The 14,655-nt window shown below is 38.9% G+C and carries 13 protein-coding genes and 1 tRNA gene; 8 read left to right on the top strand and 6 right to left on the bottom strand.

Features of this window, described 5'->3' with window-relative positions; translation table 11 throughout:
- Positions 1–5 precede the first annotated feature (5 nt).
- The 3 genes from SPIBUDDY_RS07610 to SPIBUDDY_RS07600 all read right to left on the bottom strand — a co-directional run bounded on the left by SPIBUDDY_RS07610 (position 6) and on the right by SPIBUDDY_RS07600 (position 1,516).
- Positions 6–779 carry a class I SAM-dependent methyltransferase gene (locus SPIBUDDY_RS07610; RefSeq protein WP_013607167.1) on the bottom strand — a complete coding sequence of 258 codons (774 nt, stop codon included), beginning with the start codon at positions 777–779 and terminating at the stop codon, positions 6–8.
- A gap of 50 nt (positions 780–829) precedes the next feature.
- Positions 830–1,351: an RNA 2',3'-cyclic phosphodiesterase gene (gene thpR / locus SPIBUDDY_RS07605; protein ID WP_013607166.1), complete on the bottom strand. Its 522-nt coding sequence runs from the start codon at positions 1,349–1,351 to the stop codon at positions 830–832.
- 92 nt (positions 1,352–1,443) lie between these two features.
- A tRNA-Met gene (locus SPIBUDDY_RS07600) sits at positions 1,444–1,516 on the bottom strand.
- 95 nt (positions 1,517–1,611) lie between these two features.
- Here SPIBUDDY_RS07600 and SPIBUDDY_RS07595 point away from each other — a divergent pair.
- The 8 genes from SPIBUDDY_RS07595 to SPIBUDDY_RS07560 all read left to right on the top strand — a co-directional run bounded on the left by SPIBUDDY_RS07595 (position 1,612) and on the right by SPIBUDDY_RS07560 (position 12,411).
- Complete coding sequence (locus SPIBUDDY_RS07595) at positions 1,612–1,821, top strand: zinc ribbon domain-containing protein (protein WP_013607165.1); 210 nt, start codon at positions 1,612–1,614, stop codon at positions 1,819–1,821.
- Between the two features lie 174 nt (positions 1,822–1,995).
- Positions 1,996–3,495, top strand: coding sequence for an ATP-binding protein (locus tag SPIBUDDY_RS07590; protein WP_081454627.1), 1,500 nt, complete (start codon positions 1,996–1,998; stop codon positions 3,493–3,495).
- Positions 3,492–6,290 (top strand): Z1 domain-containing protein, encoded by a 2,799-nt coding sequence (locus SPIBUDDY_RS07585; RefSeq protein WP_013607163.1) that lies wholly within the window; start codon positions 3,492–3,494, stop codon positions 6,288–6,290. The genes SPIBUDDY_RS07590 and SPIBUDDY_RS07585 overlap by 4 nt, the downstream gene beginning before the upstream one ends.
- Positions 6,283–7,233: a PD-(D/E)XK motif protein gene (locus tag SPIBUDDY_RS07580; protein ID WP_013607162.1), complete on the top strand. Its 951-nt coding sequence runs from the start codon at positions 6,283–6,285 to the stop codon at positions 7,231–7,233. Before SPIBUDDY_RS07585 ends, SPIBUDDY_RS07580 begins: the two co-directional genes overlap by 8 nt.
- Positions 7,230–9,377, top strand: coding sequence for an AIPR family protein (locus tag SPIBUDDY_RS07575; protein WP_013607161.1), 2,148 nt, complete (start codon positions 7,230–7,232; stop codon positions 9,375–9,377). The genes SPIBUDDY_RS07580 and SPIBUDDY_RS07575 overlap by 4 nt, the downstream gene beginning before the upstream one ends.
- The gene (locus SPIBUDDY_RS07570; RefSeq protein ID WP_013607160.1) at positions 9,374–10,924 is read left to right on the top strand and encodes a DNA cytosine methyltransferase; all 1,551 of its coding nucleotides are present in this window, start codon (positions 9,374–9,376) and stop codon (positions 10,922–10,924) included. The genes SPIBUDDY_RS07575 and SPIBUDDY_RS07570 overlap by 4 nt, the downstream gene beginning before the upstream one ends.
- Positions 10,925–11,051: 127 nt before the next feature.
- Entirely contained in the window at positions 11,052–11,828 is a 777-nt protein-coding gene (locus tag SPIBUDDY_RS07565) for a YesL family protein (protein ID WP_013607159.1), read from the top strand.
- Between the two features lies 1 nt (position 11,829).
- Positions 11,830–12,411, top strand: a complete 582-nt coding sequence (locus SPIBUDDY_RS07560; RefSeq protein WP_013607158.1) for a CYTH domain-containing protein — start codon at positions 11,830–11,832, stop codon at positions 12,409–12,411.
- On the opposite strand, the gene SPIBUDDY_RS07555 is transcribed toward SPIBUDDY_RS07560, so the two are convergent.
- From SPIBUDDY_RS07555 to SPIBUDDY_RS07545, 3 genes are read right to left on the bottom strand one after another with little or no spacing between them, the layout of a single operon-like run.
- Complete coding sequence (locus SPIBUDDY_RS07555; protein ID WP_013607157.1) at positions 12,396–12,890, bottom strand: heme-degrading domain-containing protein; 495 nt, start codon at positions 12,888–12,890, stop codon at positions 12,396–12,398. The two genes, SPIBUDDY_RS07560 and SPIBUDDY_RS07555, sit on opposite strands and share 16 nt — an antisense overlap.
- A 3-nt stretch (positions 12,891–12,893) precedes the next feature.
- On the bottom strand, positions 12,894–13,862 hold the full coding sequence (locus tag SPIBUDDY_RS07550) for a Gfo/Idh/MocA family protein (RefSeq protein WP_013607156.1): 969 nt from the start codon (positions 13,860–13,862) through the stop codon (positions 12,894–12,896).
- 49 nt (positions 13,863–13,911) lie between these two features.
- Positions 13,912–14,655 carry a hypothetical protein gene (locus SPIBUDDY_RS07545; protein WP_013607155.1) on the bottom strand — a complete coding sequence of 248 codons (744 nt, stop codon included), beginning with the start codon at positions 14,653–14,655 and terminating at the stop codon, positions 13,912–13,914.

Genomic DNA, 14,655 nt, shown 5'->3' with positions numbered 1-14,655 from the left:
GTTTGTCAGTTTTTGCAGGCCCTGAGTGCAAGATAACAATCGTGTACATAACTATCCATCATCATGCAACCGGCTGTATCGGTATAGAGATCGGTAATGTGAAAACCGCAGTCGGTAACTCCTCCAAGCAAATCCTCAAGCGTATGGCTGAACTCGACGGTATCATGGTTTTTCATTCGCTTCTCCAATTGTTTGGCACTCAGACTGTTCAGATCGGAGTAGGGAAGTGTGTATTTGACACGCAGTTTGTTTTTCAATGCACGTTTCTCGTCAAACATATAGAGTACTGGATTGGTTATCGATGTAAGGAAATAGCCTTTGGTCCGTAAAATCCTATAGCAGTGACTGTACATGGCTTTTACATCGTCAATGAAACAGGATGAGGTGGGATTGTAGATGAGGTCGAAAGAAGCATCCTCAAAGCAGGAGAGATCACGCATATCCCCACGAACCAATTGAATATCCAAGTTGAGTTTCTCAGCATATGAGGCATCTTGGGCCAATTGCTTCTTTGAAACATCGAAAACAGTTACCTGGGCACCTGCTAAAGCAAGGAGTACTGCTTGCTGCCCGCCACCTGAAGCAAGAGCCAAGACTTTTTTGCCGGCAATGTCCGAGACCCATGAAGCAGGTACTTTCTTAAAAGGAGAGAGAACCATATCGAGTTCGCCTTTGCGGGCTTTGTCGATTTGTTCTTGTGTGCAACCATCAGTCCATATATTATTGCGACCGACTTCCCAGTCCCATGCTTTAGCATTCTGTTCTACGTACGTATCCATGGTCTGACCATAGCATACAAACACATTCGATGCAATTATGGAAAAACCAACTATTTTTCTGATAAATAGTTAGAAGAAATTGGCGTATAGGTAAGCACTCCCTGTACTTGGTGGGAGTGCATGAGCCTGATTGCTTGGATGGAACAGTTCAATCTTGTAGTCTCTGGAAGGCTGACCAGGTGTGCGTTGCGAAACAGCGTAACATGCTCTGTAAACGGAGAATCGGTGAATTGTACGGGAAGTTCCTTCAACATCGAAACCAAGTAGGATTGTAAAGTGCGTAGTTGCTGACTTTTGGTTATGCCAAGCCAAATAATGTTTCCCCCGGGCTTGGTAAACATGCCAAGCTGTGAGAACTCAAGCGAAATAGGGTCGCAGGGAAGCTTTTGGAGTCCCTTGGTTAGATTGGCAAGCAGCCGAGGGTCCTGCTCACCCAGAAAGCTGAGGGTGAGGTGCAGATTGTTGATAGCAGTCCTTCTTCCTTTGAGAAGCAAAGGCTGTAGTGTGTCCTGAATCTGGCTCAGTGAACGGAGGGTTTGTTCGTCAAACGTAAGGGCATAGAAAAGTCTCATAGGCATACTATACGTTTTGGGCTGGGGGAAATCCATACGATACCATGCAGATAAAACGAGACCTCCCTGGATTTCCAAGGAGGTCTTTACACTAGCGGCAAAGGGACTCGGACCCCTGACCGAACGGATATGAGCCGTTTGCTCTACCAACTGAGCTATGCCGCCATAACAACTCTGACACTATAACTAAAGGCGTTTGGTTTAGTCAAGAGGGTTTTTATCCCTTTTTTCTGTGATGAAACTATGGTAGAGTAGTGGCCATGGAAAAACAGCAGTACGTATGTCCAAAATGCGGTTGCACCCACTATGAGAGCGACCGGTTTCAAGCTACCGGAGGCAATTTTGCCAAGATTTTCGATGTGCAGAACAAGCGGTTTGTTACCATCTCCTGCCAACAATGCGGTTATACTGAATTGTTCAAGCAGAGTGAACAGACCGGGTGGAATATTCTGGATTTCTTGACAAACTAAGATTCGCTTTGCATTGTAGCCAGTATTGGTATCAGACCAAGTATCCTGATTCGGAACCTGGCGGGTTTTTATGGCTCAATGCTGACATTTTTCAGTTTTTAATCGGCAAAACTAGTATTCTCTTGTTATTCAGATCGCAACATAATAATATAAACAATACTATATGCTATATTTATGGAGTTTGAGGTGATAATTGACCATGCACGCTTTGAAGAAGTTGAAATTGCCCCGAGAGCAATAGATATAATGAATGCAACCCGTTCTATGGGGTATACAACTGAGTCAGCAATCGCGGATATTATCGATAATTCTATATCAGCAAATGCAAAGAAAATTAGTATTTACTTTCCTCCAAGTGCAGATATTATTAAAATTATTGATGATGGGGACGGTATGTCCTCTGATGAATTAAAAAATGCAATGAGATACGGTTGCGATTTAAATTATAAAAGGGAAGATTCAGATCTTGGTAGATTTGGGTTAGGACTTAAGACAGCGTCCTTCTCTCAATGTGAGGTGTTAACAGTAATTTCTAAGAAAAATGGAAGAACAAATAGTTTAAGATGGGATCCTACATATATTGAAAAAAATGGCTGTGGATGGATAGCACTATCCTTACAACCTGAAGAAATTTTTAAATATTCCCTAGATACAAAATTTGATGCACAACACTCAGGTACAATAGTAATATGGGAAAATCTTTCTTTAATGTTGGCGGGGGAGTCTGATTATAGTAGCGCCCTTTCGCTAAAAATGGAATCAGTGAGAAATCACATTAGGCTTGTCTTCCATCGGTTTCTATCAGGAGAGGATGGGCTTTCAAAGATTGAAATTTCATTTAATGACAAAGTCATCCAACCAATAGATCCTTTCCTCAAGTCAAAATCCATGCAAATCTCAGATGTTCAAAAGATACTTGTGCCGGAGCTTGGAGGAAATGAGGTGTCTGTATCAATAAAGCGTTATCTATTGCCTTCAGTTTCAAAGTTAAGTAAGACTGAATTAAACATGCTTTGCGGGGATTCTACACTTGCAAGAACTCAGGGGTTCTATGTTTATAGAAATAAACGGCTCCTTGTATGGGGTACCTGGTTCCGTCTTGCTTTAAAAACAAATACCTCTAAGCTTTCTAGAATTCAAATTGATATTCCTTCATCACTAGATAAGCTTTGGTCTTTAGATGTGAAGAAATCAACAGCAAAGCCACCAGAAATTATTAGGAAAAATCTAAAATCATTAATTCATTACTCACAGAATACAAGTAAAAATACTTTTATCGCAAAAAGTAAACTTGAACTCCATTCTAAAATTAATCATTTTTGGGAAAGAACTATTTCTAGTGATGAAAGTATCAATTACCAGATTAACAAGGCACACCCCTTAATTTTGGAATTTTCGGATAAATTATCTAATGATCAGCGTAAAGTATTCGAGAGGCTTTTATTTGATCTGGAACAGTTTATCCCAATTAATCAGATGTTTCTTGATATGGAAGATGAAAAAACAATTGGCTTTGCTTCTGATGAGATGGAATGCTCTATCAGACAGGAAATTGGTGAAATTCTTGATAGAGATCATAGCAAGACAATTATCCAGATTTTAAAAACAGTTGAGCCTTTTGCTCGATACCCAGAATTGGTTGAAGAGATTTTAAATCAGAGAGGAATTCTGTGAAAGATATTCAGTTTGACATTTTATTAAGAGTAATTGTAGATAGTATTCCAGCAGAGGAAAGTATTACGGAAAGCGACTTGAGAAATCAGGTGGAAAGTGTTTCTAATTTAGCAAGTTTGTTTCTTAGAGATCCCTCCATTGGGCTTCTTTCCGATGAAATAAAAACAGAGCTTTTTCAAAAAGCCAAAGAAAAAGTTTACATAAATTGGGAACCAGCTATTGGAATCTATGATAAACGTACAAGGCTAATACCTTGGTTTGAAGAATCTATTCCTGAATCAAATAGATATTTTTGGAACAGGTATAAAGAATTCCTTCTGAAAAAGAAAAATTGGTCTCCAAAGCAGGTCAAAGAATTAGATGATATTTCTTCTCTTGTCATTAATCAAGCAGGAAATCCAAAAAGCGAGACAGAGTGGAACCGCTACGGCCTTGTAATCGGTGAAGTCCAATCAGGTAAGACTGCAAATTATACTGCTTTCTGTAATAAGGCTGCTGACGCGGGATATGATGTAATTATTATTCTCGCTGGTATATCTGAGTCTTTGAGATTTCAGACTCAGACTCGATTGGATATGGAATTCGCTGGGAGGGAAACTGGCTCTACTGTTGGGAATTCAGGAAAATTCTTCCCTACTGGTGTTGGGTTATTTGCAAATCAGCAGAGATCACCTGCGAACTGTACTTCAGCGAACTCTGACTTTAGTATCAATCTTCTCGAGGGTCAACAATTCAGTCTCAATGGGTGGAAGGAAACCACATTTTTTGTATTAAAAAAACATGTCAAAGTACTCGAGAATGTTGTGACTTGGCTGACTAAGAACAACGAAGTCGGAAGCACTGGAAAAATTGAAAAAACGTTATTACTGATTGATGATGAATCTGACAATGCATCACAGAATACAATGGCTCAGGAATGTAATCCTACAAAGACAAATGGATGGGTGAGGAAAATACTCAATCAGTTCACAAAATCGTCCTATATGGCTATAACAGCGACTCCCTTTGCGAATATTTTTGTTGATCCGGATGTGGATGATAAGGATTTTGGAGCAGGGCTATTTCCAAAAGATTATTTATTCAAGCTAGCCAAATCCTCAAATTATCTTGGAGTCAATGAGATTTTCGGTGATGATAGTAAACTCGAAAATATTTTAGTAGAAATCAATTTGAATCAGATTGAAGGCACAAAAGACAATCCTGGAATTTTACCTCTGTCACATAAAAAAGATAGCAAATTAGAATCCTTACCTGACGATCTGTATGATGCACTTCGCTATTTTCTACTGTCAAATGCAATCTTAGATAGATTGGAAAAAGAAAAGCACCAAAGACTTTTACATAGATCTATGCTAGTGAATATTTCACGGTTCATCATTAAGCATGACGAGATTACTGTTCTCATCAATGATTGGTTGCTACAGGCAAGAGCAGACATAAACAACTATGCAACACTAGCCGAAAGATATTCAAGCAACCAAGATTCTGGAGAACTTTATGAAATTCACAGAATCTGGCAAAAATTTTTCAACGACCCAGAATCATGCTGGATAGACTTAGCTTTGAACTATCTTTCAGAAGCAATAAAAAGCATTGAAGCAGTTCCTGTTAATCAAAACAAACAAGCAAAAGAAGCTTTGGATTTTGAATTGGCGACAAAGAAAAATGAAGGTCATAGATTTATTTATATTGGAGGATTTGCTCTTGCTAGAGGTCTAACTCTAGAAGGTCTGATTGTTAGCTATTTTTATAGGCGGACATGCTGCTATGATACATTGCTTCAAATGGGGAGATGGTTTGGCTATAGGCCGAATTACAGTGATTTAGTGAAAATTTGGATGTCAAAAGATCTCATGGATTCATACCACGATATTGCATGCGAAGTGCTTCCAGATCTTTATAATCAGATAGATACAATGAATGAAACAAATCTATCTCCAATTGACTTTGGGTTGATGATACGAAACAATGTTTCTTCTTTAGAGATCACTGCCAGAAATAAAATGAGAACGGCTAGAGACTACATGCATCCTTGTGAAATCAGAGGCCATTTGATTGAAACTCCTAGATTAATTAATAAGAAAGGAATAATTCGTCAGAACAATACAGCCGTGTTGAACTTTTTGTCTACAGTCCTTTGCTATTCAATGAATAGTAATACCGACTATGGTACAAAAGGTTTGTTTTGGAAAGGTGTATCGGGACATGACATTGCTTCTTTGGTAAAACAATTCAGGGTTCATCCTTGGCACTTATCTTTTCAAAGTGAGACACTGGCTGAATACATAATTGATAATGAAATCACCAATTGGGATTTGTACATTGCTGGTAATAATGAACCATCATTTTTAGGAGATGGAATTCCAATTCAACCTATTTACATAAAAGGTATTAACCAAGAAATCAATCCATTTCCAAGAAAGATGGACTTGAATAAGCAAAACGCAAATATGCTTAGAGTCTCAGGTTCAAAGTTGAAAGTTGGTTCAGGTGCCATGGCTAGGATTGGTCTCTCGGAAGATGAATATAAGAATGTGAAAATGAAGAATGATTATAAATCTCTTTCTGACTCAATGCTCCTAAATGTAGAGGGAAGAAGGCCACTGTTAATAATTTATCCATTAAAGATGTTGTTTGAGAATCAAATCGATGGTGAAGAAACCAAAGATTTTGAATATGTTTTTGCAATAGGTCTCGGTTTTCCTGGAGATAAGAATCAAAGTATAAAGAGACAATATAAAATCAATTTAGTTAAAGCAAGAGAACTCTTTGAAGAGGAAGAATACGATGAATAGTGAGTTTGACCAGACGAATACTTTTAAATCCTGGAAAAATAGGGATTTAATTAAACCTCACAGTTATATATCAATTCCAGAAACTGTAACAGGAATCTGTTGGTATTACGGATTTGATAATGCTTCGCATAATGCTTTTAGGTTTGAAATCAATACTAACTACAAACTATCAAGATCTTATTCGTCGGCATCAATTACGGTTTCAACTTATTTTGGTAGCAATCAGGTAACAAATATATTGTTTGTACTTCTTGATGATTCCCTTAATAATATCTTCTCGGAAGTTTTTTTGGATTTAGTTGAATCCTCAAAGAAAGCTTGTACGTCTTTAGAAGCAAGCAAATGTATATTTAATGAATATGAGAGATGGATTAAGCTCTTCACTACTGGTCGCAAAACAGGACTTACTGAGATTGAACAAAGAGGCCTGTTTGGAGAACTATATTTCATTGAACAGGAATGTAATAAAGAGCATTCTATTACTGATATTGTATTGAATTGGTCAGGTCCAGCTTTTGGGGAGGTGGATTTTGTCTTCGAAAATGGGTGGACCGAAGTTAAAACTCATTTGATCAAGGAAGATACAATTATCATTAGCTCCGTTGGCCAATTGGATCATCCCAATAAAGGAAATCTTTTAGTATATGCCTTGAATGTTGATGAGGATGGTAGGTCTCTAAATGATCAATATAATATCGTAAGGGACTTGGTTAAAAATATTGGGGATTTTAATTTTCTTGAACACTTTGAGAATATACTCAACGAATTTGGATATTTCCATTTACCCCTTTATGATAGGATTCACTATTCTGTTATAGAAACTCGTAAATATTCAATTTCTGATTCTTTTCCCAAGATTCCTAGAACAGTGAAATTACCAAATATTAAATCAATAACCTATAAGCTTATTATTGATAGTTTGGAAGAATGGAGAGTTCAATGATTAGTTTAGCTGATTTCAGATCTGATCTTATTCAGAATTCCAAAATTGAATCACAGGAAAATGGACAAGGTGATTGTGCTGCATTCGTAGAGAGAGTAATGGGCCTCTTTGGAGAAAATGGATTCTGGCAAGATTTTCAGCCCTGTTTCTTCAACAAACGTTTCAAAAATAATGCTGAAATACGATTTGATGGTTTTGCAACAGAGGAGGCTGAAGAAACACTTTGTGTTGTCATAGCTAGTTATTCAGGGATGGATCATGTTCAGACTGTCACGCAAACCGAAATTCTCAAATCCATCGAAAAAGCCTCACGTTTCCTTCAGAATGCATTAGGACCAAATAAACATGAATTCAGGAAGGAGAATCTTGAAATAGGACATCCTGCTTATGATTTATTTACATTGGCAAATGAGTTATTCTCGAAAAATGAAATTCAAAAAATAAAATTTATATTTATTACTGATGGATTGATAAGTGACAGACTTAAATCTCTAGAATTAAAAACAATTAATGATATTCCTGTTGCCTTTGATCTAATCGATATCAAGTATCTTTATCAGGTTGTGATATTGTCAGGTGAGAGGGAAGAACTCGATATCGATATCACTAGATTTGATACATCAACTCAAGGTTTTCTATGTGTTGAGATTCCCCAGAATACAGATTTGTTTAAATGTTACCTTGCTGTTATTCCCGGTGCTACACTTTCAGCTTTGTATACAGAATATGGTAGTAAATTACTTGAGGGGAATGTACGTTCATTCCTAACAACAAAGAAAGCAGTTAATAAAAAGATTAGAGAAACCATTCTTCAAAAACCAGAATATTTCTTTGTTTACAATAACGGCATCGCTGTAACTTCAACAGGAATTGATTTAAAACGAACTGAATCTGGCCTGTTTATCACAAGCATCAGGAATCTCCAGATTATAAATGGAGGGCAAACCACTGCAATACTTGCTAGTACAGCCTTCAAAGACAAAGCAAATCTTGCTGCTGTTGCGGTGCAGATGAAACTTACAGTAATAAATAATGAAAACAAAGAACAGAATGCAGAATTAATTCAGCAGATTTCAAGATCTTCGAATAGTCAGAATCCTGTCAATAATGCTGACTTTTTTTCAAATCATCCATTTCAGCAACAGATTAAACAGCTTTCAGATCTTGGTGATTGTGAAGCTCCAAAAGTAAACAATTTGGTATATAGAACAAGATGGTTCTATGAAAGATCAAATGGTGAGTACAGTCAGAAGAAAATGTTTTGCACTATCGCAAATGCAAAGAAATTTGAAGAAAGAAACCCAAAAAGCCAAATTATTACAAAAACTAGTTTGGCAAAAGCTTATAATCTCTATTATTGCCATAAGCCAGATGTTGTAAGTAAAGGAGCAATGACAAACTTCTGTAAATTTGCTGATGAGATATCAACAATTTGGGAAAAATCTGAAAACGACAAGGCACGATTTAATCCATGTTTTTATAGACAAATAGCATCAATCCATATTTTACTTGCAAAAACAGGGATAATTGTCTCCTCTCAGAATTGGTATGATGGTTCCTATAGGGCAAACGTTGTTGCTTATTCTGTAGCTTGGTTTTTTGAGCAGATTGAACAAAAATTTGGTAAGGATAGGGTATTTAATTATCATAAAATTTGGGATAAGCAGGCAGTTGATAATGATCTTACTGAAATGTTTATGAGTCTTACTACTTTTGTTTACAATTATCTTATTAACGAAAAAGACGGTAGGACAACTACAAACGTGACTCAGTGGTGTAAAAAAGAAACGTGTTGGGCAAACTTGAAAAAAATGGAATACAATTTTCCTGGGTTGATAGAAAATTATCTTATTGATAAGAAAATCATAAAAGATGAAGAGAAAGCAGAAAGGAATAATTCAAAAGAGATTTCGGAAATTAATACCCAGACATCCATATTCACTTATAAACTTACAGATTGGAAAATGCTTGAAAATTATGCTTATTCACAGAAAAATTCTATTTCAGAATCTGAAAAAAATGCTATTGTAGCAATCATAAAAATGTATGAAGGTAAAAGTGGAAATCCTCCCAAAAAGGTTTGTGATATGGCCCTGAATGCGATGCAAAAAGCGTATGAAGATGGAATGCAAATAACAAAATGAGTTACCGAGTATTAGATTTATTTGCTGGAGCGGGCGGACTAAGTCAAGGCTTTAAAAATGCTGGCAACTTTTCTATTGCTGTTGCGATAGAAAACAATAAATATGCCCAAGAAACTTGTCGAGAAAATCATAAAGAAACTACTATGTTAAGCGATGTTTTGGATTATTCGGATTTTTCTGATTTTAAAACTAAGTATGGTGAATTTGATGTTGTTATTGGCGGACCTCCCTGCCAAGGATTTTCCAATGCAAATCGTCAACATAACCAGATCATTAATTTGAATAATCTACTTGTAAAGAAGTATATAGAATTTATCGAAGGTATCAAACCTAAAGTATTTGTTATGGAAAATGTGAAAATGATTCGTTCAAAGACACATTTTTATTTACTATCTGCCAAAGATATTGATTCTGAGAGATTTGATAAAGCATTGTTCAGAACGCAAGTATTGTGTTTACCAAACATAAAATATGAAGAAGCTTTAACTTATAACATTGATCACAAGATGCAATTTCATTCAAGTTCAATTTTACTGCTCAAGAAAAAAATTAGAACTTATGAGAAAGGAACAAAAGTTACTGATCTTGATAAATTCCGTGCGGAACTACTGAATCTCATAAGTGAAGATAAGGATTTGAATAACCTTTTTTTATCCGATGTTTTAGGTTATGCACTGACAGAGATAGACAGCCGTCTTTATGATAGAGTTTCTTCTTTTGTTGTGATGGAAGAATTATCTAAACAAAAAATCTATATCAAGGAAATGAGAAGTACAGATGCTGGGATTGAATTGGATTGTCTATCTATTGGTGTTGAAGAATACATTACAAATTCCCTGAACCAAGATTATGAAATTACTGCAGATATCTATAATACGGTCAATTTTGGAGTTCCTCAATTAAGAGAAAGATTTGTGATGATTGGGGTATTGAAGCAATTAAAAGTAGAACCAAGAGGCCCAGAACGCACGATTACTCTAGAAGAAGATTACAGAACTGTAGGGGATGCAATAAGAAACTTGGAGAATTACGAACCTGGGTATTCAGAAAATTCTAAAGGAATTAAAGTACAAGACATTATAAAGAATGAAAATAATCCTCTTAATAAGCTGTTTGATTCAGATAGAATATATAATCATTTTATTACAAACACAACAGAAGTTGCACTTCAACGCTTTGCATTGATCGAGCCGGGGAAAAATTTTCATTCTTTAGATGCGAAATATACTAAAACATATGCCAAGCCTGAACGAACTCAAAACTCAATCTATCGTAGACTTGAGTATGATAAACCATGTCCAACAGTAACTAACGTAAGAAAAAGTATGTGGATTCATCCAAAATTTAATCGAGCTATTAGCATTAGGGAGGCAGCTAGGCTTCAGTCCTTTCCTGATTCATTTGTATTTAAAGGTACGAAAGATCGGCAATATCAACAGGTGGGAAATGCTGTGCCCCCACTATTTGCAACAGCGATAGCGAAGACTGTATTACTGATGTTAAGCAATGCAGAGAATAATTTAAGTAATTCAATTTCTGAAAATTGAATAGAAAAGTGGTTTTCTAAATCCCAAAGCAACAGAAATTTTCTTTTAATATAGTTGATTTTTGTCGTATAAACATAATTTTCTGTTCCCTCTTGCTTTCAACCTCGTGTATGAGTACTCTTACAGCATGACTGGATTCTTTCTAAAAAAAGCGTTTTTCGATGGCTGGGACAACCTTATTTCGATGGTTGTACTCAATCTTGGGTTTCTCATGATTCTGCTTGCCTTCATGGGAAGTATGTCGCTGATGGATGTTAATACAGCCCTTGCACTGGTAGCCTTGCTATTGAGCGCTGGATTGTTCTCCTTTTATAGTGCCGGAGCGGCAGCTTCAACACATGCCTATGCCAACTATGAACGACCTGGCTGGGAAGGATTCAGACGGGGAATCAGAGAGTCATGGCGCCATGCGTTGCTGTTCTGGCTTCTGATTGTACTGGATATAACCCTTATTCTCTTTGTCATACCGTTCTATCTCAGTTACGGTAATGCTGTGGGAATGCTGCTCAGTGTTCTGCTGTTCTGGCTTTTCCTCGGGTTGACCTTTGCTTTGTTCTACTATTTCCCCTTGTTCTTTCTCATGCAGGGAGATAGACCGACAAAAACACTGAAAAAGAGTTTTATCATTGTGTTTGACAATCTCTTTTTCACCTTGTTTTTTGCCGTTTACCAACTAGTCAACTTGGTTTTCTCCGCCTTGCTCGCAGGGCTTGCCCCAGGCGTGACCGGTATGCATCTTGCATCCAGCGACGCAGTAAAACTTTTGATGCTCAAGTATGACTATTTGGAAGAGCATGCTGATGCTGACCGAAAGCACCTGCCCTGGGATGAACTCCTCTATGAAGAACAGGAGTGTGTCGGACATCGTTCCCTGAAGAATATGATCTTCCCCTGGAAGGACTGACATGGGTTTCGAGGTAGAGCTGAAAGCTCATGTCAGTGATCCCGAGCGGCTTCGTATCGCAATCGAGGCTCTTTCACTGATCGGAGGACCCACCTTTGAAATCAAGGAGGACATATATTATGCCCTCCCCGGTGAGGATGCATTGTTTCGGCTCAGACGCGAGAGTAGTGGACCTTCGTTTACCGATCTCAGCGGCCAGCTCATCTTCACCCGTAAGTATAAAACTCTGAAAGACGGAATTGAAGTCAATCAGGAGTTGGAGTTCTGTGCAAGCGACAGTCAATTCGAACAAGCCCATGCTTTTTGTCTTTCTTTGGGGTACGAAGTATATATCCGGAAAACAAAGAAAGGGTACTTGTATTCGTATAGTGTCACAGAGGATTTTCCGCTTCTGCACCTCGAATTGGTCGAGGTACCACCACTTGGATGGTTTTTGGAAATGGAGTTTGTCCTTGAGGATGAAAAGAAGGTCCCCATGGCGAGGACCTTCCTGATACAGATGCTACAAAAACTAGGTATCGATCAATCCAGCATTGAGAGCAGGTACTACATGCACCTGCTCAAGGCTCAGACTATCGGATAACGCGGTACATCCTCAACACTCAAGTACTTGCTGATACAGCGAATCAAAACTTCGTGATCCTCTACATCCCTCAAACCAGATACCATAGCAGCTGCCACACACCCGACTCCCTCAACAAAAATGGGGAAGCCACCGCCGCATGCGACGAATTGTGTCGGATCCAAACCTCGTTCGGAAAGGGTTGCCCCTCGCTTCTTCAGAAACAATGAGTAGCGCAACGTGCTCATCTCAAAGTACTGTACGGTGCGGAACTTGCGATCGATCCATCCGTCGTTGCCCAAATTCGTTCCTTCCAAAGCATAGTGGAACAAGGTTTTCCCGCTGAGCGACTTGATGGCGATGGCAATCTTCAGGTCATTGTCCATTGCATCGGCAACGAAAACCTTGCCCAGTTCCCATGCATCTTCACAGGTGAAGGTCTCGAACTTGAGCAGTTCTTCCTGTGCCACAACGATTGCCATTCTCTCTTCCAATTCCATAGATCACTCTCCTGGGAAGCGGATACCCCATTGTGAACGGAGCGTATCCATAACTTCCATGACTTTGATGATTTCGCTATGAGGCATTTGTTTGCACTCAAGCTCTCCTTCCTCGATGGCCTTGCGGCATGCTTCAACCTGGTGTTCGAAGCCGGTAATGAACTTGAAGGGCTTGTAGGTCTCCACCAGATTGTAGTCACGATCGTACACGTTGATTCCCTCACAATTATTGATGTTGAGGAACTCGATGAACCCTCTGCTTCCGAAAATTGAGCCGCGCCTGTCAGAGGTGCTGACCATGGAGGAATGCAGTACTGCCATCTTATCTCCCTTGAAGGTAAGAGTAATGGAGTTCGATTCATCCACTCCGCTATCAGTTTTGATGCAGCTTGATTCGATGGTCTCAATTTCGTTGCCGAACACCATCATGGCAAAGTTAATCGGATAGACTCCCACATCGAGCAAAGCCCCTCCAGCAAGGGCGGGATCGGTCAACCGCTTAACACCCTTTATAGGATAGCAGAGGTTTGCCGTAAGAGCATGGGGTTCTCCAATTACTCTTCGTTCCAAGATTTGGTCCAATACCAAACGCATCGGTAAATACCGAGTCCAAATAGCCTCTGCAACCAACAATTTTTTCTCTTTGCCGTACGCAAGTACTTTTCGAGCCTGATCGGCATTCATCGTAAATGATTTTTCACACAATACATGCTTGCCCTTATCCAGGCACATCATCATATGTTCAAAATGCAGTGCATGGGGGGTGCAAACATAGACCAAGTCTATCTCAGGATCGTTGAGCATCTCCTCATAGGATCCATAGGCTTTGCGTACATTCCATTTCTGGGCAAATTCGCGAGCTTTCTGCACATCTCTCGATGCTACTGCGTATGCTTCGACATGCTCCATCTCATTAAGCGTAGCGGCCATTTTGCGAGCAATATTTCCAGCTCCTAGAATACCTAGTTTCATATGGCTCCTCCTGCCTACCAGTATAGGCTCTACAACGGGAGTTGAAAAGTCAAATCATCACTTCTGTAAGCTGGAAAGCAAGAGAAAGCAATCCTACCAGGGCAAACAGCGAAGTAGTACGCATGCGGGACTCTGTTTTGCTCACCAAGGCAACCACCGACCACAAGCAAAAGAGGAGGACACGGATACTGCTCTCCAAGCTCATACCTGAAATAAGTGATACAAAGGGAAGAATTGCAGTGACAACAAGGCTTACCCGCAAGGAAAGCTCGGTCCTTCCCAACAGAAACAAAAGGCTCAGTGCTACCAGAACCAAGGAAAGTGATTGGATGACTTGAAGTTTTGAGCTATCAAAAAATGCTGCAACCGAGAGGTTGATGAGTGCCAAGGAGAGTATTTTAGAAATCTCCTTGAGATTGGCAAACACCAAGCTGCTTCGTTTTTCCCGATGCATAAAGTGATAGAGTGCGGAAAAGACAAAGACCGCGACCATCGAGGAGAAAGCGAGAACCAAATCAAGCACTATGTAGTCGGCTCTTTGCATGCGTAAGGTAAAAGAAACCAGAAGCCAGGTACAAACCGAAGCGGAAACGATATCAAGGATACCATTGAAAATGGAAATCGGGTGATAGTTCTTTTGGGGGGCGAAGGTGTCGGCATTATAGTTGAAATGGAAAGCGGTGCCATTCTTCAGCTCAGCCTTGAAGGTAAGTTTCTGTACCTGCTCTGCATGGGTGGCTATCTCTTGCACTTGGGTCTTGAAATTGGAAAATACGTTCTGTAGGTCATCCAT

This window comes from Sphaerochaeta globosa str. Buddy, assembly GCF_000190435.1.
In the GTDB taxonomy this organism is placed as follows: domain Bacteria; phylum Spirochaetota; class Spirochaetia; order Sphaerochaetales; family Sphaerochaetaceae; genus Sphaerochaeta; species Sphaerochaeta globosa.
Note: the sequence above shows the minus strand (reverse complement) of the source record. Positions and strands in the feature narration are given on the sequence as shown.

Bases quoted from the DNA above. Each gene is read 5' to 3' on its own strand.
- SPIBUDDY_RS07610 (WP_013607167.1), bottom strand. From the start codon at position 779: ATGGATACGTACGTAGAACAGAATGCTAAAGCATGGGACTGGGAAGTC.
- thpR (WP_013607166.1), bottom strand. From the start codon at position 1,351: ATGAGACTTTTCTATGCCCTTACGTTTGACGAACAAACCCTCCGTTCA.
- SPIBUDDY_RS07595 (WP_013607165.1), top strand. From the start codon at position 1,612: ATGGAAAAACAGCAGTACGTATGTCCAAAATGCGGTTGCACCCACTAT.
- SPIBUDDY_RS07590 (WP_081454627.1), top strand. From the start codon at position 1,996: ATGGAGTTTGAGGTGATAATTGACCATGCACGCTTTGAAGAAGTTGAA.
- SPIBUDDY_RS07580 (WP_013607162.1), top strand. From the start codon at position 6,283: ATGAATAGTGAGTTTGACCAGACGAATACTTTTAAATCCTGGAAAAAT.
- SPIBUDDY_RS07575 (WP_013607161.1), top strand. From the start codon at position 7,230: ATGATTAGTTTAGCTGATTTCAGATCTGATCTTATTCAGAATTCCAAA.
- SPIBUDDY_RS07570 (WP_013607160.1), top strand. From the start codon at position 9,374: ATGAGTTACCGAGTATTAGATTTATTTGCTGGAGCGGGCGGACTAAGT.
- SPIBUDDY_RS07565 (WP_013607159.1), top strand. From the start codon at position 11,052: ATGACTGGATTCTTTCTAAAAAAAGCGTTTTTCGATGGCTGGGACAAC.
- SPIBUDDY_RS07560 (WP_013607158.1), top strand. From the start codon at position 11,830: ATGGGTTTCGAGGTAGAGCTGAAAGCTCATGTCAGTGATCCCGAGCGG.
- SPIBUDDY_RS07555 (WP_013607157.1), bottom strand. From the start codon at position 12,890: ATGGAATTGGAAGAGAGAATGGCAATCGTTGTGGCACAGGAAGAACTG.
- SPIBUDDY_RS07550 (WP_013607156.1), bottom strand. From the start codon at position 13,862: ATGAAACTAGGTATTCTAGGAGCTGGAAATATTGCTCGCAAAATGGCC.
- SPIBUDDY_RS07545 (WP_013607155.1), bottom strand. From the start codon at position 14,655: ATGGATGACCTACAGAACGTATTTTCCAATTTCAAGACCCAAGTGCAA.